This is a genomic window from Bradyrhizobium sp. LTSP849, assembly GCF_000938255.1.
Lineage (GTDB): Bacteria > Pseudomonadota > Alphaproteobacteria > Rhizobiales > Xanthobacteraceae > Bradyrhizobium.
This window is the reverse complement of record NZ_JYMR01000004.1, coordinates 120540-139243: the sequence shown is the minus strand read 5'-3', so window position 1 is coordinate 139243 and position 18704 is coordinate 120540. Positions and strand designations below refer to the sequence as shown.

16 protein-coding genes are annotated in these 18704 nt (G+C 63.1%); 5 read left to right on the top strand and 11 right to left on the bottom strand.

Going from position 1 to position 18704, the window contains the following annotated elements:
* Positions 1–11: 11 nt before the first annotated feature.
* The 3 genes from UB31_RS02980 to UB31_RS02970 are packed head-to-tail and all read right to left on the bottom strand — an operon-like array spanning position 12 to position 3751.
* Positions 12–1859 (bottom strand): di-heme-cytochrome C peroxidase, encoded by a 1848-nt coding sequence (locus UB31_RS02980; protein ID WP_045009974.1) that lies wholly within the window; start codon positions 1857–1859, stop codon positions 12–14.
* A 45-nt stretch (positions 1860–1904) separates the two neighbouring features.
* A complete protein-coding gene (locus UB31_RS02975) occupies positions 1905–3293 on the bottom strand; it encodes a Dyp-type peroxidase (protein WP_045009749.1) in 1389 nt (462 codons plus the stop codon).
* A gap of 5 nt (positions 3294–3298) precedes the next feature.
* Positions 3299–3751: a hypothetical protein gene (locus tag UB31_RS02970; protein WP_050044714.1), complete on the bottom strand. Its 453-nt coding sequence runs from the start codon at positions 3749–3751 to the stop codon at positions 3299–3301.
* Between the two features lie 410 nt (positions 3752–4161).
* On the opposite strand from UB31_RS02970, the gene UB31_RS02965 reads away from it, so the two are divergent.
* Together UB31_RS02965 and UB31_RS41160 are read left to right on the top strand one after the other, a co-directional pair.
* Complete coding sequence (locus UB31_RS02965; protein WP_045009748.1) at positions 4162–4758, top strand: GNAT family N-acetyltransferase; 597 nt, start codon at positions 4162–4164, stop codon at positions 4756–4758.
* Positions 4759–4870: 112 nt separating this feature from the next.
* Positions 4871–5902, top strand: a complete 1032-nt coding sequence (locus UB31_RS41160; protein WP_156175148.1) for a hypothetical protein — start codon at positions 4871–4873, stop codon at positions 5900–5902.
* A gap of 44 nt (positions 5903–5946) precedes the next feature.
* On the opposite strand, the gene UB31_RS02955 is transcribed toward UB31_RS41160, so the two are convergent.
* Entirely contained in the window at positions 5947–6369 is a 423-nt protein-coding gene (locus UB31_RS02955) for a DUF6636 domain-containing protein (RefSeq protein WP_045009746.1), read from the bottom strand.
* A 10-nt stretch (positions 6370–6379) separates the two neighbouring features.
* Positions 6380–7327 carry a threonine/serine dehydratase gene (locus UB31_RS02950; protein WP_045009745.1) on the bottom strand — a complete coding sequence of 316 codons (948 nt, stop codon included), beginning with the start codon at positions 7325–7327 and terminating at the stop codon, positions 6380–6382.
* A gap of 155 nt (positions 7328–7482) precedes the next feature.
* On the opposite strand from UB31_RS02950, the gene UB31_RS02945 reads away from it, so the two are divergent.
* The gene (locus UB31_RS02945) at positions 7483–8112 is read left to right on the top strand and encodes a glutathione S-transferase family protein (RefSeq protein WP_045009744.1); all 630 of its coding nucleotides are present in this window, start codon (positions 7483–7485) and stop codon (positions 8110–8112) included.
* 14 nt (positions 8113–8126) lie between these two features.
* Here the strand turns inward: UB31_RS02945 and UB31_RS02940 are convergent, their stop codons facing one another.
* The 4 genes from UB31_RS02940 to metF form a co-directional block, all read right to left on the bottom strand.
* Positions 8127–9134, bottom strand: coding sequence for a DUF3592 domain-containing protein (locus UB31_RS02940; protein WP_045009743.1), 1008 nt, complete (start codon positions 9132–9134; stop codon positions 8127–8129).
* Between the two features lie 220 nt (positions 9135–9354).
* Entirely contained in the window at positions 9355–9672 is a 318-nt protein-coding gene (locus tag UB31_RS02935; RefSeq protein WP_045009742.1) for a hypothetical protein, read from the bottom strand.
* Between the two features lie 264 nt (positions 9673–9936).
* Positions 9937–13794 carry a methionine synthase gene (gene metH, locus UB31_RS02930; RefSeq protein ID WP_045009741.1) on the bottom strand — a complete coding sequence of 1286 codons (3858 nt, stop codon included), beginning with the start codon at positions 13792–13794 and terminating at the stop codon, positions 9937–9939.
* Positions 13795–13800: 6 nt separating this feature from the next.
* The gene (gene metF / locus UB31_RS02925; RefSeq protein WP_045009740.1) at positions 13801–14727 is read right to left on the bottom strand and encodes a methylenetetrahydrofolate reductase [NAD(P)H]; all 927 of its coding nucleotides are present in this window, start codon (positions 14725–14727) and stop codon (positions 13801–13803) included.
* 380 nt (positions 14728–15107) lie between these two features.
* Here metF and UB31_RS02920 point away from each other — a divergent pair, with 380 nt between their 5' ends.
* Entirely contained in the window at positions 15108–16124 is a 1017-nt protein-coding gene (locus UB31_RS02920; RefSeq protein ID WP_045009739.1) for an LLM class flavin-dependent oxidoreductase, read from the top strand.
* A gap of 4 nt (positions 16125–16128) precedes the next feature.
* Here UB31_RS02920 and UB31_RS02915 read toward each other — a convergent pair whose 3' ends face one another.
* Both UB31_RS02915 and UB31_RS02910 read right to left on the bottom strand, forming a co-directional pair.
* Positions 16129–16974, bottom strand: a complete 846-nt coding sequence (locus UB31_RS02915) for a prephenate dehydratase (protein WP_045009738.1) — start codon at positions 16972–16974, stop codon at positions 16129–16131.
* 21 nt (positions 16975–16995) lie between these two features.
* Positions 16996–17736: a 3-deoxy-manno-octulosonate cytidylyltransferase gene (locus tag UB31_RS02910; protein WP_045009737.1), complete on the bottom strand. Its 741-nt coding sequence runs from the start codon at positions 17734–17736 to the stop codon at positions 16996–16998.
* A 232-nt stretch (positions 17737–17968) separates the two neighbouring features.
* Between UB31_RS02910 and UB31_RS02905 the strand changes: the two genes are divergently transcribed.
* Positions 17969–18523, top strand: a complete 555-nt coding sequence (locus UB31_RS02905) for a c-type cytochrome (RefSeq protein ID WP_045002490.1) — start codon at positions 17969–17971, stop codon at positions 18521–18523.
* Positions 18524–18704: the final 181 nt, after the last annotated feature.

Below are 18704 nucleotides of genomic sequence, written 5' to 3'. Positions count from 1 at the left end.
TGTAGCCCTTCTCACATTGTCTTCAGAAATTCGGCCAGCGCCCGCCGCTCCCCGGGCGTCAAGAGGCGCCCGATCACGCCGTCCTTTCCATTGTTGAACTCGTGCCCGGTGTTGTGATTGCCCCGGATCCGCGTATCGAGCTCGAACCCGTTCTCCAATCGGTCGGTGCGATATCCGACATTGACCGGATCATATTCGCGGTTGCCCAGGAAAAATTTCGCCGGCCGCTCGCCGACCGGCGACAACAGGGCGTAAAGGTTGGGCACCGAGCCGTTGTGCAGGTACGGCGGCGTTGCCCATATCCCGTCGAGTGGACGCGCCTTGTAGGCCAGTGGCGCCTGGATGCCGTTATCCCGATATCCGTTCAGCTCGTCGCGCTTGTCCGGCGCAACCGGCGGTGTCTGGCTGTCATACCAATGCTCGATGGTCTTTGCGGTGACGGCACCGAGCGCCGGGCCGAAACTGTCGGAGGGAATATCGAGCACCTGCGGAATCGTGACCTTGCGATCGAGCATGTCCTGGGCCTGCGCCGGATCTGTGCCGATCTTCGTGATTGGGACGACCGGGACGCGAAGATAACGCTCGCCTGGATAGCGCTCTTCCGTCCGCTTATCCGGCAGCGACCAGCGGTCGGATTTCCAGAACTCGGCATTGCTCACCGGCGCCAGGTGGCATCCCTGGCAAAGTTCCTTGTAGAGTGCCCCGCCTTGCTCGGCGAGCGTCTTGTCGATCGGAGGAAGCTCGGAAGGCCATTGTGGTGACTTCAATCCGGTGAAGCCCGTGCTTTCATTCGGCTGCTTCCCGGCCAGCGATCTCTCAATCCTGTCCAGGTTCATGATTTCGACGCCCGAGTTGAAAAGCCCGCCCTGCGCGCTGGTCAGATTGATCATCGCGGAGACGCCCATGGCTTCACCGACGTTACGCACCATGGGCTGTTCGATCGACGCGTTGTATTGGACCCAATCGAACCACGAGGAATCCCAGATGCGCGGGAAATGCACGGGCGCCGATGTGGCGGCATAGTTGGCGGGAGTCTTGAGGTCGACCGCAAAGACCTCGTTGCCGATGCGGTTCAACGCGTCGAGCCTGCCGAACCCCTCGACCACGCTCTGTGGGGCAACCATGGTGTCGAGATCGGCGAGTCCCTTGCCCTGCGCCAGGATCTTGTCGAGTTGCGCAAGCAGCTGGCTCCTTTCCACCTCGCTCGGGTCGGCTCCGATCACCTTTTCGGCGAACCGGTCGAAGCGGTAGGGAACGAAGCGCGTGAACGCCAGCGAGAGCCCAAGCGCGGTCCGGAACTTGCCGAGATCCGTGAGTGCCGGGCCGCCGTCGACCAGCAGTTCCGTCCCCTGGTAGGTGAAACGTCCGGTGTGGCACGCCGCGCAGGTAAGCCCGACCCGCGTCATGTCATTGTACGGCGCCCGTGGATTTTTCCAGGGTTGTGCGGTGGCGTCGACCATGGCCTTGCCGCGCGCCATGCCGATCGGCAATCCGAGTTTTGGATCGGTCGGATCGGGAATGAAACCGAAACGGTCGAGATAAGCGGGGTCGCTCAACAGTCCCACTGATGTCAGCGACAAGACCGGCTGTTCAAGGGCCATGAACCATTCGTAAGGGATGTGGAAAGTCGCAGTCCCCTGATCGGCGTGGTGAAACCATTCGCGCCTGTCCGTCCAGTTCTGGTCGAGCCAGCGGGTCTTCTGGGCAGTTGGATACTCCGGCAATTTCACCCTGATCCCGTCATAGACCTTGGCGACATAGGGGTAGCCCATCACTCCCGCGATCACGACGACCGCGGCAACAATGACCGAGAAGAGCAGGGCCAGCGAGGCGACGATTGAATTCGGTTTCCACGCCATCTTGTTCTCCTTGGAGAGGCTGTTGAAGCACTCAGCCTGAATCAATCATGAGGCCGTGGCCGCCGGGGCGTCGGCAAAGGATCGCAACGCGGCGATGCCCGGCAGGAAGAAATATTCCCCGCCGCGTGTGCTCACGAACGCCGGCAGTCCGGCCAATCGACGCCGCGGCGCTCCCACGCGCGGGATCGTGAAGGTTCCGCTCCCGTCGTTGCCGCCGATCATCGGATCCTTGTCATTCCCGAGGCCAGCGAAGTCACCATCATTGATCCAGACCTTCTGAACGAATTCGAATTGACGCGCGATGTCGGCATTCACCAGCAACATGATGGCGCCGCGCTCGGCGCCGTCATCGGCAGCCGCATCTGCAGGCAGACGCGACCCATAGGGCAAACCCTGTCGCAGCAGCCGATGCCGATGGACGGATGCACCATTCGGGCCTGTCAGCCCCGAGCGCGGATTGAGGCGCCGCACATGTGCCCCGATCGGGCAGCTCGTTCCCTTCAAGTCGTCGAGATATGTAAAATCATTATTTCGCTTCGGATCTCCGGCGAGCGCTGGATCGTCATGCTCTGCTGTCAAAGCCAGCGGTGCGCCGCTTTGCCAGCGTCCCATCATCTTCGCCGCCACGAGCGCGACGTCGGCCTCATCCGTGGTGGAGTATTTCAGAAAATCCCGGAAAGCCCAGACATGCTGGTGCAGCTTGCGCAACACCACGAAGCTGCCGTTGGCGCTGAGACTTGCCGGAGTGGGCAAGTCAGGGATAGCTCCCGTCTCATCAGGCCGCCCGAGTACGAACTCACCAGCCTTCAAAGCGCGCCAACCGCCTGCGTCCGGAATGCCCGCGCCGGGCAAGACGGGCTCCCCGCTGCCTTCGATGGCGGGTTGCGTAATTCCGTCGCGATACCCGAAGTGCTCGACTGGGACAGGCCTGCCGTCTGGCGCGGGCAGCAATTTCGCATCGATGGTACCTGCCGCGGTCAAGCCGTTATCGCGCAAATCAGACAGCAATGCTGTCGAAGCGGCATCGCGATCCGCTGACGTCATCGCACTGACCACGACAAGCGCGTGCACAGTGTTGTTGAACGGTGCGTCCCACCGCGCCGGAGCGCTATCGCCGGCATCGCCGAGCCGATCAGCTCGCGCAGCCATTCCTTGCTGGAATTCCTGCGGAAAACTCGACAGGCTGGGCTCTGGCGTACCTATCGCCGACAGACCTTGCCACGAGAGGGCGAGGTTGAAAGCCAGTGAAGGCGATGCGTCCAGATTTGCCACGGTGGTGCATCGCCCGGCAACACCACCGAACCATCGCCGAGCGCGCGCGGGGTCGCTCACGTTCAGCAGATGATAGTGCGCAACCGGGAAGCGATACGGCCGCATCGCCATCCCCTGGATATCGTTCCGATCCAGGTCGCCGGCTGCGGATTGGGCAGCCATTCCCGTCAACCGATCTGGTCAAGGAATGTGTCGAACTTGGTCTTCCAATCCAGCGCCTTGTTGATGTCGGTGACGGTCGAATTCGGATAGGCGCAGTAATAGCCGGTGGTTTCGATGGCGCTTCCGAGAATGTAGTCGCGCAGCTTGGGATAATCGCGCGCTCCCGGATACCCTTCGCAATGGCCCCAGATCGCATCGATTCCCTCGGGCGCCCGCTCGGCGAAATCGCGCATATAGTCTTCGACGCTGCCGTCGAAATTCGTTGCGAACAACAAACGCGTGTCGTCATCGAACATGACCCAACGCACGATATGGATCGTTCCGAGAGAAGCGATTTTACCGCCGTTTGCAGCGGTCAGCCCCTGAAGTGTCTTGCGTAACGCGTCGGCATGACCGGAAACGATCTTGGTAATTGCGGTCAGGGCGCTGATCTTCCCCGTGGTCAGGACAACCGTCATGGCAATTCCTCCCTGTTGTCCGCCAGAGCCGTTGCGAACGGCTCAATTGCGGTGTGGCTGCATGTATTCCCTCAATTGCTTCACGCCTGTATCGTAGCACGTTTACAACTACAATTTGTGACCTGCTTCACCATCTCCGGCGACAATCCCGGCTGCGGCGAGCTACGCTTGGCGCCTCTGCGCAGTCGAAGCCGCGACCGCCGAGGCCATCACGTTGACGCTGAGGTGAGCGATGCGCATCCACACAGTCGTCCCGGCGAAGGCCGGGACCCATACTCCGCAGCAGCGGTTGTGAACGGGACTCGTGGTTCCAGCGTCGCAAAGCAATCCACATTCGTGTTTATGGGTCCCGGCCTTCGCCGGTACGACGTAGAATATGTGGCTCGTACTCGGCCCCACAGGAAACCGCCATGATCCTCCCCGACGGCTATTCCGACATTCCCGCCGGCAAGATCGCCGCGGTCGTCACCCATCTCGAGATGACCGCGCGCCCTCCGTGCCGTGACGACCCGCCGGGCGCGTGGACCCTGCGCCAGGCCGACGCGCCTGCGCTCGACTGGTACCGCGATCTCCATCGCCGCGTCGGCGAGGAGTGGCTGTGGTTTTCGCGAATGCGGATGAACGACACGGAACTCGCCGCGATCATCCACGCACCGGAAATAGAGGTCTATGCATTGGTCGCGGACGGCCGCGAGGAAGGGCTGTTGGAGCTGGACTTTCGCGAGGCCGGCCAGTGCGAGTTGGTCTATTTCGGCGTCGCCGCTGGGCTGATCGGAACGGGCGCCGCTCGTTTCCTGATGAACCGCGCGCTGGAGCTTGCATGGTCACGCGACCTGCGGCGTGTCTGGCTGCACACCTGTACCTTCGATCACCCATCGGCCGTTGCGTTCTACCAGCGCTCCGGCTTCCGCCCGTTCCGCCGCCAGATCGAGGTCGCCGACGATCCGCGCCTCGATGGCACCGCGCCGCGGACGGTGGCGAGGCATGTGCCGATCATCGAATCGTAGCCGATAGTCGGCGCGCGCGATGGGGGCGTGCCCGCGAGCGAAGGGAGCAGAGTGACCCGATCCCGAAAGTTTACTTGAAATCGATTTGTAAAGATTTCTCTTGGAGAAGCTTATGCCTTCAGACTCTGAGTTCTGGACATTTGCGTCGGCGTTCCGGCGCTTCTTGAAGCGTAAGTTGTGTCTCGCTGAAGACCCAAGTGACGCATGCAATTCACCAATCATTGATGCTCATACAATCCCACGAAGTCAGCTAAGGAAGATCGCTGAACAGGGGCACGTACACTCTTTTGATAGTTCACCTGCTCAACTCGCCAAAAGCGACGGAAAAATAGCAATCAAATCCTTTGGAGTCGGTCAATTCTCCGTCTTGAATTGCTTTTGTAGACGGCATGACAATGCGATATTTGTGGACGTGGAGGATGTGCCTCTGGTCTTTTCGCCGAGACAGCTTGCTTTACTTCACTATCGAACCGTGGCTTCGGAACTCTATCGAAAGATTCGGATGGTCGAGGCCACCAACTACCAGATTGAGGCCCTGTCAAAGAAACGTAAGCGGAACCGAGACGCTCTTCAGTATCTGGATGCGTTCAACGAAGGACAGAAGCTGGGGATGAGAGACGGTAGGCTCGCCTTTGCTGAATGCCAACGTATCTTGAAGGAGGATGACTATGGTGCGCTCAGCGCGCTGGTCATCAGATTTCGTCGAATGCCAACGATCATGACCGTGGGAGGCTTCTACCCAGAGTTTGGGTTCGACGGACGCCCTCTTCAAACGCTCGGCGATTCGAATGAATTTTATGAAACAATCTCTTTCAATATATTGTCGTCGGAGGAGCGCGCGGCGGTTGCTATGATTTGGAGCAAAGGGCATCTGAACCCCTTGGCATTTGCTAGATCATACGAACAACAGCCCAGCAACCTTTATACTACGCTCGCAATTCAAGCTTCCTTCGAACACCTAGAGAACACGTGCGTTCAGCCAGCATGGTGGGACGGACTAAGGAAGATTGAGCAAGATTTGCTTTTGCGGCGTATGCAGGTAGCGGGGAGTATATTCGAGGAACGCAGAGGATCTTCTCTTCAGTACACTGGTGTTACGCACGATGATTGGGAGTTTGACAGCCTTGAATATATCAATGTTTGATATAGCGGAGCTGTGATTGGCGCTGGTAGCTTGGCGATGTCGCCTCAAAACACCTTCTGCTCCGCCCGCGCCAGCGAGAACCCGTGCTGCATGGCGTTGAAGCACGTCAGCCCCGTCTGCTCCGACCGGCACGTGAACCCCGCGCGCTGCCACACCTCGCCATAGGCGAGCACCGGCAGTGACGAATCCATGATGGTGTCACCGACGCAACTACGCCCCGCGCTGCCCTTTGCGCTCATCTCGAAGGCGTGGCCCCATTCGAGCTCGCAATTGGCGGGGCGGGGCGGGCGCGTCTCCATGTTCATGAGATCGCAGCGGAGTGCGCCCTGACCGTTGTCGGTGAAGAACTGGCAGGCGATGTTTTTCGACGGCGTCTGGAAGCCGATCGGGCGGTCCTGCGCGTGGGCGCCGTGGCTGGTCAGGGGCAGCAGGATCAGCATCAGGATGAGTCCGCGATACCTGATCATGCGACGCTTCCTAGCTGTTGAAATTCACCGCCGTGGTGTTGGCGCCGCACACCAGCACCGCGACCCGTTCGCCGGGTGAGGGACGATAGCGGCCGGAGAGCAAAGCGGCAAATGCGGCTGCGCCACCGGGCTCGGCCACAAGGCGCAAGCTCGACCACAACGCCGCCTGGGCTTGCTGGATCGCATCGTCGGTGACCAGGACTATTCTCTCGACATGGGCTCGCGCGATCGGAAACATCAATTGTCCGACGCGCCGCGGAGCGAGACTGTCGGCGGCAATGCCGCCCGCGGGCGCATCGGTCGGCGCGCCCGCCGCGAAGGCAGCATGCAGCGTTGGCGATTGCTCCGGCTCGACCGCCACGATACGCGTCTGGCCTCTGTACCACGCCGCGATGCCGCCGATCAGGCCGCCGCCGCCGACAGCAACCAGCAGCGTGTCGATGCCGGGCGCATCCTGCTCCAGCTCCATTCCGACGCTGCCTTGACCGAGCAAGGTCTCGGCCTGGTCATAGGCATGGACGGCAAGCGCGCCGGTCCGCGCGACATGGGTTTCGCTTGCGGCGAGTGCATCGGCGTAGCGGGCGCCTCCGATCATCAGCTGCGCGCCGTAGCCCCTGATGCGCTCGGCCTTGGCCGGCGAGGTGATCTCGGGCACGAAAATCGTGGCGGGGATACCGAGTTGTTGTGCGGCATAAGCGACCGCTGCGCCGTGATTGCCGCCGGACGCCGCGACGATTCCGACCTCCGGCACTTTCCGCAGCAGCAGGTTCGCGAAGGCGCCCCGCGCCTTGAACGATCCGGAATGCTGCAACATCTCGAGCTTGAACGTGACGGGCGCGGACGGCAGCCCAAAATCGGCGAGATTGGCCGTGAGCAGCGGCGTGCGCCTGATGTGGGGGCGGATCACCGCCTCGGTCGACGCAATCCGCTCGGGCGTGATGTCTGTTGTCGCGGTCATGATACCTGCCTTGATAGCGCATCCGGGAGACGATGTCCCGGCGTCGTTGCATCCGGCGCAATGCTCCATGTCCAAGATCTTTCTTGCGCGGCGGCGATCTTGTCGTGGAAACTGGTGGGCCCTGCCTTGTCCAACGACAGAGAAGAGCGAGAACCATGTTCCTGATCGGCCAATATGATTCCCCCTTCGTCCGCCGCGTTGCGATTGCGCTCCGGCTCTACGGGCTCGCTTTCGAGCACAAGCCATGGTCGACTTTCGGCGATGCCGGCAAGATCGCGCCCTATAATCCGCTACGCCGCGTGCCGACCCTGGTGCTCGACGATCGCGAAGCACTGATCGAGAGCACCATCATTCTGGATTATCTGGACGAGCTCGTCGGCGCGGAGAAGGCGATGCTGCCGCGCAGCGGCGTCGAGCGGCGGCGCCATTTGCGCATCTGCGCGCTTGCCTCCGGCCTCGGCGACAAGGCGGTGAGCCTGCTCTATGAGCGCGTGCTGCGGAAGGAGCAGCTTGCGCTGTGGGTCGAGCGCTGCCAGGCCCAGATCGGCGACGTCTTGGGCGTGCTCGAAGCCGAGCGCGCCAAGGTGTCGACGTCGTACTGGCTCGGCGACCGCATCGGCCACGCCGACGTCGCTGTCGCCTGTGTCGTCCGCTTCACCCGCGAGGCGCATCCGCAGCTGTTCGACACCGCGCGCTATCCGGCGCTGTCGGCGCATGCCGAACGCTGCGAGGCGCTGGCGCCGTTCAAGGAGATCGTGCAGCCGCTGGCGCCGCCGAAGGCGTGAGCCACCAAACGCCGCTACGCAAACCCGATCTTGATCAGGATTGTCAGAAAGACGCCGCCGACGATCGCGCAGACCGCGGCACCGATCAGAGGCCCCAGCGCGCCTTCCCGGCTCGCAGGCTCCAGCACGGCTTGTCCCGGCTGGTCTGGATCGTAATAGACTTTGACGTTCTGCCCGGGACGATATTTCGCCGCGGCCTCTGCGGCGACCTCGCGCAGCCCGGAGATCATGGTGCCGCCCCAATCGACTTCGGTGCCGATGAAGTCGCGCTTGCCGACCCTGTAGGCATAGCGCAGGGCGACCTGATAGCGATGTTGGAGCTTGCTGGTCGTCGGCTTGTCGTCATGATCGCTCTTCTCCTCGATGATCTCCTCGATCACGTCGCATTGGGTGACCCTGCCCGACGCGGTCGGCCAGCGCAGGCTGGCGCTCGCCAGCCGGCGCGTCCTGACATACTCTGCGACGCAGAACACGCCGCCCACGAGCACGATGATCGGCAGCGCGAACGCGAACAGCGGAACGCCATTGTCGGCGTAGAGCACGTGACCCGCGAGCGAATGCGCGGTCAGGGTGGCGGCAATGAAACCGAATACGATGGTGAAGGCCACCAGCGCCGCGACGTTCTGCGCCGCGGCAGGTTCGAGCAGTGCCTCGGTCGGTTGCTTCGGATCGACATGCACGTCGACATGCGCGCCGACCGGATAGCGTCCGGTCAGTTTTGCGGCCAGTACCCTCGTCATGATGGCAGGGCCGCCGACAAAGATATTGTCGCTTTCCAGCTCCTGGCCGCCGGCCTGATAGCGATAGCGGATGATGGGCTTGGCGTCGTTCTGATCGTCCGAGGCGTGCGCCGCCGGCTGGTCGACCCGGGAGACCGTGATGATGCCCTCCACCTTGTCCCAGCTCCGCGCGGCCTGCATCCGGCCCCGCATGCGGACCAGGCTGAACAGCATCAATCCAAACAGCAGCACCGTGATGCCGGCGGCAATCTGCGTCCACATCAATTGTTGGGCGTCCAGCATCCGATTCCCTGCTCTTCGGTGGCGACCGCCATTGGTCGCGGCGAGCGCACGTTGCGTTCACGGCGCTGTGGGGGCGAAACGCGCCGCGAAAAATGAGATCGTGCAGCCGCTGGCGCCGCCGAAGGGGTGAGGGCGGCCGGAGTCCAGTAGCCCGGATGAGCGCAGCGATATCCGGGACAATTGGCCCCCGCATGTCGCTTCGCTCATGCGGGCTACGGGATTACAGCTTGTCCTTGCCGCCTTCTGCGCTGGCCTGTTCCTGAACCTCGAGCATCGTCTTCAGTGTGTCGGAACTCAGCTTGCCGGTGGTTGGAGGGATGTGCTCGGCGGCTTTGAATGGCGGCGCACCTTGGGCGGCCTGGCCGGCGCCATGGGTGAAGGTCGGCTGGGCGGGCGCGCCGCTTTCCTCGGTCTCGTCAGCTTCGTCGGCAGCGGAGGTGCCTTGCGCGGATCCGACGTTGCGGCGCCGCCGGGTCTCCTTCGGCTTGGGAGGCGCCGGCGTATACACGATCGGCGGCAGGGTGTGATGGCGCGACACGGCTCGTCTCCGCTGGCCTCGTATTGCAATGGGCCGCTGATTCGCGTGCGCGCGCTACTTAAAAATCCGTCATATGGGGAGTGAAGGCGGAAGCGCGAGCCCGAGGCGGAGAGGACCAGGCGGGCGCGGCTGGCGATCATGCATTGATACAGGTGTTTTGCCCGACGGAGCAAGCAACCTCGCCTCGGGCGAGATTCCTCAAGCGTTTCAACCCCACGCCTACGGTGCATGGGGTTGTTTTTCGCTTTTTGAGTGCGGGGAGGCCTACCCCGCGCCGGCGCGCTTCTTCTGCCAGACGAGATGGACGGCGCAGTTGCAGCCTGGCGGATGCGAGGCGAGGTCCTTTGACGTTTCGTCATTCGCCGGCGTTGCCGCGAAAGCCTTGTCGGCCGCCTCTCGCGCCGGGATGTAGTTCAGCACCGGCGCGAGCCAGCGCTCCGTCTCGGCGACCGTCATGCCCTTGCGCACGGCATAGTCCTCGACCTGGTCGCGCTCGATCTTGCCGACGCCGAAATAATAGCTCGCGGGGTTCGCAAGATAGAGCCCGGACACGGAACTGCCCGGCCACATCGCAAAGCTCTCGGTCAGCTTCACGCCGGCGGTGTTCTCCGCGTCGAGCAACTCGAACAGCGTCGCCTTCTCGGTGTGATCGGGCTGCGCGGGATAGCCGGGTGCGGGGCGGATGCCCTGATATTTTTCGAGGATCAGATCGTCGGTCGACAGCGCCTCGTCCGGCGCATAGGCCCAGAACTCGCGGCGCACGCGGGCGTGCATGCGCTCGGCGAAGGCTTCGGCGAGGCGATCGGCCAGTGCCTTGCACAGGATCGAGGAGTAGTCGTCATTGGCCATCTTGAAGCGGTCGGCAATCACATCCTCACCGATTCCCGCGGTGACGACGAAGCTACCGATATAGTCGGGTACGCCCGTGTCCACCGGCGCGATGAAGTCGGAGAGCGCCGCGTTGAAACGGCCCTCGCGCTTTTCGAGCTGCTGGCGCAGCGTGTGCAGCGTCGCGATCTGCTTCGTCCGGCTCTCATCGGCGTAAAGCACGATGTCGTCACCCAGCGCATTCGCCGGCCAGAAGCCGATCGTCGCGCGCGCCCGGAACCATTTTTCCTTGACGATCAGGTCGAGCATTTTCCGCGCATCGTCATAGAGCGAGCGCGCGACCTCGCCGACCTTGGCATCGTTGAGGATGGCCGGAAATCGCCCGGCGAGCTCCCAGGTCTGGAAGAACGGCGTCCAGTCGATATAGGGCACAAGCTCGGCGAGGTCGTATGCGTCAAAGCTCCTGGTGCCGAGGAAGGTCGGCTTCACCGGCTTGTTCGCGGCGAAATCGACCGGCACGCGGTTGGCGCGCGCAACCGACAGCTTCAGCCTCTTCTTGTCGGCCTGCGCACGGAAATGCGCGTCGGAGATCTTTGCGTATTCGGCGCGCACATCGGCAGCGTAGGCCTCGCGCTTCTCAGGGCTCAGCAGCGAGGAAGCGACACCGACGGCGCGGCTGGCGTCGTTGACATGCACCACGGGACCTGCGCGATAGCTCGGGTCGATCTTGACGGCGGTATGCACGCGGCTCGTGGTGGCGCCGCCGATCAGCAGCGGCAGCTTCAGGCCTTCGCGCTGCAATTCGCTGGCGAAGAACGCCATCTCGTCCAGCGATGGCGTGATCAGACCGGACAGGCCGACGATGTCGGCCTTCACTGCTTTCACGGTCTCGACGATCTTGGCGGCCGGCACCATCACGCCGAGATCGATCACCTCGAAATTATTGCACTGAAGCACGATGCCGACGATGTTCTTGCCGATGTCGTGGACGTCGCCCTTGACGGTGGCGAGCACGATCTTGCCGGCGGAGCTGGAGCCTTCAGTGCCGATGCCGTTGGCGAGATTGCGCGCCTTCTCCTCCTCCATGAACGGCATCAGCCAGGCCACCGCCTGCTTCATCACGCGCGCGGACTTCACCACCTGCGGCAAGAACATCTTGCCGTCGCCGAAGAGATCGCCGACCACGTTCATGCCGGCCATCAGCGGGCCCTCGATCACGTCGAGCGGACGCTTCGACTCCTTGCGGGCCTCTTCGGTGTCGACTTCGATGAACTCGGTGATGCCGTGCACGAGCGCGTGGGACAGCCGCTTCGCCACCGGCCATTCGCGCCAGGCGAGATCGGCTTCCTTGGTCTGGGTCTTGTTGCCGCGGAATTTTTCCGCGAGTGCCAGCAGCCGTTCGGATGCGCCGGGATCGCGGTTGAGGACGACGTCCTCGCAGACCTGGCGCAATTCGGGGTCGATGTCGTCATAGACGATCATCTGCCCGGCATTGACGATGCCCATGTCCATGCCGGCCTTGATGGCGTGATACAGGAACACCGAGTGCATGGCTTCGCGCACCGGCTCGTTGCCGCGGAACGAGAACGACAGATTGGACACACCACCGGAAATATGCGCGCCCGGCAGGTTCTTGCGGATCCAGCGCGTCGCCTCGATGAAGTCGACGCCGTAATTGTTGTGCTCCTCGATGCCGGTCGCGATCGCGAAAATATTCGGATCGAAGATGATGTCTTCCGGCGGGAAGCCGACGCGGTCGACCAGGATGTCGTAGGCGCGCTTGCAGATCTCGGTCTTGCGTTTGAAGGTGTCGGCCTGGCCGACCTCGTCGAACGCCATCACCACGACAGCCGCACCATGGCGCCGCGCGATCTGCGCTTCGTGGATGAACTTCTCCTCGCCCTCTTTCATCGAGATCGAGTTGACGACCGGCTTGCCCTGCACGCATTTCAGGCCGGCCTCGATCACCGAGAATTTCGAGCTGTCGACCATCACCGGCACGCGGGCGATGTCGGGCTCGGCGGCGACGAGGTTGAGGAAGGTCACCATCGCGGCTTCGGAGTCGAGCAAGCCCTCGTCCATGTTGACGTCGATGATCTGCGCGCCGTTCTCGACTTGGTCGCGGGCGACTTGCAGCGCAGCGGTGTAGTCGCCGGCGGTGACCAGCTTGCGGAAGCGGGCCGATCCGGTGACGTTGGTGCGCTCGCCGACGTTCACGAACGGAATCGCGTCCGTCAGAATGAAGGGCTCGAGGCCGGAGAGCCGCAAGCGCGGCTCGATCTCGGGCACGATGCGCGGCTTGTGCGGGGCCACGGCCGCGGCAATCGCCGCGATGTGGTCCGGCGTGGTGCCGCAGCAGCCGCCGACGATGTTGACGAGGCCGGCGCTCGCGAACTCGCCGACCAGGCGCGCCATGTATTCTGGAGTCTCGTCATACTGGCCGAACTCGTTGGGCAGGCCGGCATTCGGATAGGCGCAAACGAGCGTGTCGGCGACGCGGCCGATATCAGCGATGTGCGCGCGCAGATCTTCCGCGCCGAGTGCGCAGTTGAAGCCGATGGTCACGGGCTTGGCGTGCTGCACCGAATGCCAGAACGCTTCCGGCAGTTGGCCGGAGAGCAGGCGGCCGGATTTGTCGGTGATGGTGCCGGACACCATCACAGGCATGTCGATGCCACGCTGTTCGGTGATTTCGGCGATCGCATAGAGCGCCGCCTTGGCGTTCAGCGTGTCGAAAATGGTCTCGACCAGAAGAATGTCGACGCCGCCGTCGAGCAGGCCGCGGATCTGCTCGCCATAGGATTCACGCAAATCATCGAAGGTCACGGCACGGTAGCCGGGATTGGCCACATCAGGCGAGATCGAGGCGGTGCGGTTGGTCGGTCCGAGGGCGCCGGCGACGAAGCGCGGCTTACCGTCTTCGGCTTCGACACGTCGCGCGGCATTGCCTGCGAGACGGGCGCCTTCGCGCGCCATGTCGTAGACGATGTCGGCGAGATCGTAGTCGGCCTGCGCGATCGAGGTCGTCGAGAAGGTGTTGGTCGCGACGATGTCGGCGCCGGCGCGCAAGTAAGCGGCGTGAATGTCCTCGATCGCCTGCGGCTGGGTCAGGATCAAGAGGTCGTTGTTGCCGCGGAGGTCGCGATGAAAATTCTTGAAGCGCTCGCCGCGGAAGGCGGCTTCGTCGAACTGGAGGTTCTGGATCATCGTGCCCATGGCGCCGTCGAGCACGAGGATGCGCTCGCGTGCGGCGTTGAGCAGGGCAGTTCGCTTGGCGGAAACGGGAATCGTCATCTTGGGTCAGGCCGCCTTCTGCGCGCTCTTGGCGCGAATGCCGAGCAAATGGCTGATCGCGAATACGAGATCGGCGCGGTTCATGGTGTAGAAATGGAAAGTGTCGACGCCGCGCTTGGCGAGCTTCTGCACTTGCCCGGCGGCGACGGTGGCGGCAACGAGCTTGCGGGTTTCGGCGTCGTCGTCGAGGCCCTCGAACTTTTCGGCAAGCCAGTTCGGAACAGATGTGCCGGCGCGGGTGACGAAGGCTCTCGCCTGCTTGAAATTGTGCATGGGCATGATGCCCGGCACGATCGGGATATCGATGCCACGCGCACGGACGCGGTCGAGATAGCGAAAGTAGAGGTCGTTATCGAAGAACACCTGGGTGATGGCGCGCGCAGCGCCGGCATCGACCTTGGCCTTCAGCGTGTCGATGTCATCGTCGAAGTCGCGCGCTTCGGGATGCTTCTCAGGATAGGCCGAGACCGAGACCTCGATGTCGGCATGCCGCTTCTTGATTCCCGCGACGAGATCGGCCGAGCTCTGGTAGCCGTCGGGATGGCTGGCGTAGGGCGTGCCGATGCCGCCCGGCGGATCGCCGCGCAGGCCGACGATGTGGCGGACGCCGACCTCGTGATAGCGGTCGACGATCTCGTCGATCTCGCCGCGCGAGGCGCCGACGCAGGTCAGATGCGCGGCTGGCAGCAGCGCGGTTTCTTTCAGGATCCGCGAGATGGTCGAATGGGTGCGCTCACGGGTCGAGCCGCCGGCGCCATAGGTCACCGAGACGAATTTCGGGTCGAGCGGGGCCAGGCGGTTGATGGTGTCCCAGAGATTCCGCTCCATATCCTCGGTCTTGGGCGGAAAGAACTCGAAGGAGATCGCAGGCCGCTTCGAAGAGAGGTGCCCGTCTTGCCCGTCGGCTGTCGCAGGCTTCGTCAGATCGGTCATGGCACCACTTACTCCAGTCTCGGGCGGTCGGCTCTAGCTTGGGAGAGGCTAAGATAGGGCAAAGGGGGTTTTCTCGACAGCCCATCGGTAGTGGGAAATGGCCCACTTATTGGATGTGAAGGTGAATTATTGCGTTGCGCTAAGTGGATGTGGGAAGCTTCGGCATGGCGAAATAATGTAAATATATCAAATAACTGAGGTGAATTATAAGCCTTTCGGGCATCTCCTATCTTCGTGGGCAGTTTGAATCTGTTGCTACCGAGCCTAATCTTGTCCCAACGTCCCGCCTTGGCCGGCCAAGCCGGCGCCCGGCCCACACACGTCAGATCTGCGCAGTCTGCCCATTGCCGCCGGGCGGCCCTCCATTACGTTAACGCGCCATGATCCCGCTCTCAGTCCTCGACCTTTCCGTCGTCACGTCAGGCACAAAACCCGCCGCGGCGCTGCGCAACAGCATCGATCTGGCGCGCCATGTCGATGGGCTCGGCTATCTCCGTTATTGGCTCGCCGAGCATCACAACCTCGCCTCGGTGGCGAGCCCCGCGCCTGACGTGATGATTGGGCAGATCGCGGCCGTGACGAAGCACATCCGCGTCGGCTCCGGCGGCGTGATGCTGCCCAACCACGCGCCGCTGGTCGTGGCCGAGCGCTTCAAGATGCTGGAGGCGCTGTTCCCCGGCCGTATCGATCTCGGCCTCGGTCGCGCGCCCGGCACCGACGGCGCCACGGCGTACGCTCTCAGAAGCCGGCTCGATCGCCGCGAGGGCGACGATTTCCTGGAGCGGCTGCACGAACTGATCCTGTGGCAGACCCGCGAATTCCCCTCGGGCCATCCCTACAACAACGTCGTCGCGATGCCCGACGACACGCCACTGCCGCCGATCTGGCTGCTCGGCTCCAGCGACTATTCCTCGGAATTGGCGGCGCAAGTCGGCATGGGCTTCGCCTTCGCGCATCATTTTGCGTCTCATGATGCGATCGACGCGATGGTGCATTACCGCAACCGCTTCCAGCCCTCGGCCTGGAGCGCGAGCCCGCGCGCGATCCTCGCAGTCGCCGCTATCGCTGCCGACACCGATGAGGAGGCCGAAAGGCTCGCGAGTTCTTTCGACCTCAACCGCCTGCGCCGCGACCGCGGCCAGTATCTGCCGTTGCCGAGCGTCGAGGAGGCGCTGGCCTATCCCTATACCGACTCCGAGCGCACCTCGATTGCCCGCAACCGCTCACGCCTGTTCGTCGGCAATCCGGCGACCGTGCAGAAAAAGCTTCAGCCGCTGATTGATGCGAGCAAGCCGGACGAGCTGATGGTGATCACCGCGGTCTACGACCACGACGCGCGGAAGAAGTCGTATTCGCTGCTGGCGGATGCGTTTGGGCTGGCGAAGCAGGCGGCGTAAGCCGCTACTCCATCGTCGCCCGGAACGGATGCCCCGGATACACGCCGACGATACGGAATTCGCGCGAGAAGAATTTCAGCTCCTCGATCGCAAACGCGAGGCCCTTGTCCTCGGGATGGCCGTCGACGTCGGCATAAAACTGCGTGGCGAAGAAATTGCCGTCGACCATGTAGCTCTCAAGCTTGGTCATGTTGACGCCGTTGGTGGCGAAGCCGCCGAGCGCCTTGTAGAGCGCGGCGGGCAAATTGCGCACCCGAAATACAAAAGTGGTGACCAGCGGGCCCGAGCCTTGCGCGGCCCATTTCGGCTCGCGCGCTAGCACCACGAAGCGCGTGGTATTGTGCGCCTCGTCCTCGATGTCCTCAGCGAGGATGTCGAGGCCGTAGATCTGCGCAGCCAGCCGCGAGGCGATCGCGGCGACCGTCTTGTCTTTGCGCTCGGAGATGTCGCGCGCACTGCCGGCGGTGTCGGCGTGCACAATCGGCTTGATGCCGAGCTTGCGGATGATGCGCCGGCACTGGCCGAGCGCGTGCACGTGGCTCTCGACGGACTTGATGTCGGAAATCTTGGTGCCCTTCACCGCCATCAGCTGATGCCGGACCGGCAGAAACCATTCGCCGACGATGAAGAGGCCGGAGGCCGGCAGCAGATGATGGATGTCGGCAACGCGGCCCGCGACCGAATTCTCGATCGGGATCATGCCGAGATCGGCCTCACCCGACGAAATCGCCGACAGCGCGTCCTCGAAGGTGGCGCAGGGCAACGGTTCGGCGTCGGGATAGGCCTCGACGATAGCGATATGGGAATTGGCTCCGGGCTCGCCCTGGAATGCGATCTTCATCTTGCTCATGATCGGCCTTGTAACAGCGGCTCAGGATTTGGAAAGGATGCTGCGGGCGGTTTCGAGGTCGGGCGGCGTGTCGACGCCTCGCGGAACGCTGTCGACGATCATGATGTCGATCCGCATGCCGTCCTCCACGGCCCGCAACTGCTCCAGACTCTCCTGGCGTTCCAGGGGCGAGGGCGGCAGGGACACGAACCGCTCCAGCGCGGCGCGGCGGTAGGCGTAGACGCCGATATGGTGGTAGCGCGGTCCGTTGCCATGAGGGGCGGTGGCGCGGGTGAAATAGAGCGCCCGCAGCCGTCGGGGGCCGATGCGGGTGCCGACGGCCTTCACGACGCTGGGAGCCAGGTCCTCCTCCTCGGTGTGGATCTGCGAGGCCAGCGTCACGATGTCGACCGCGGGATCGGCGAAGGGAGGAAGCACCTCGCGGAGGCTCTCGGGCGCAATCGTCGGGAAATCGCCCTGGAGATTGACCACGATCTCGGCCTTGCCGTCCGGATCGAGCTTCTGCATGGCCTCGTGGATGCGGTCGGAGCCGGACGGGTGGTCCGGGCGGGTCATCACGGCCTCGCCGCCATGGGCGGTCACGACGGCGGCGATTTCCGCCGTGTCGGTTGCGACCGCGACCCGGCCGATGCCGGCGGCTTCGGCGCGGCGCATCACATGCACGATCATCGGCAGGCCTGCGATATCGGCAAGCGGCTTGCCGGGCAGGCGGGTGGCAGCCATGCGGGCCGGGATCAGCACCAGGATGCGAGGATCGGTCATGAGCTCAAAGGCTTGGGTTCAAGGGCCTGGAAACGGGACGTTTTCCGCGTCGAGAAATGGGGTGGGGACGGGCCGAAAGCGGGGTCGCTTATACGGGTTGCCAGAGCACGGGCAAACCGATATCTCAATGGCAAAACTCGGGGAAACAATAAGGAACGTTTGATTCTCCCGAGGCTCGTCCTGGCGGCCGCTTGGCCGCTGTTCCTTCTTGCGGTGTGGGGCCTGGCCGGAAATGGACTCTTTCGAACTCAACAAGATTCTTGGTGCCGTGCTCGGCACCTGCCTGATTTTGCTGGTGACGAGCTTCACCGCCCAGGCGCTGTTCTCGCCGAAATTTCCGGAAAAGCCAGGCTTCGAGATCGCCGTGAAGGAAGTGGCCGGCGACAAGGAAGGTGCTGCAGCCGCGGCCGCGCCCTCCGAGCCGATCGAAAAGCTGCTCCAGACCGCTTCCGTCGAGAAGGGCGCGGCCGCCGCCAAGAAGTGCGGCGCCTGCCACACCTTCGAAAAGGGCGGCCCGAACCGCGTCGGCCCGAACCTCTTTGGCGTCGTCGGTGACCACGTCGGCGAAGGCCGCGGCGGCTTCAACTTCTCGGCCGGCATGAAGAGCAAGGGCGGCACCTGGGATTTCGAGGCGCTCAACAAGTTCATTGCCAATCCCAAGGGCACTGTCCCCGGTACCGCGATGGGCTTCGCCGGCATCCCGAAGGATAGCGAGCGCGCCGACGTCATCGCTTACCTGAACAGCCTCTCCGACAGCCCGAAGCCGCTGCCCACCGCAGCGAAATAAGGCTCCTCGGTATCGACCTTGAATATGCGGCCAGGCTGAAAAGCCTGGCCGTTTCCGTATTCGGACCTCGCAGCATCGTTATCGGGGCGTTTCGCCGCAGCGAAGGGCCCGGCGGGGCTTCCATCATGAGGAAAAAGCAACATATTCGGTCGAAACCTCGCCTATATTGGGCCCTTAAAGG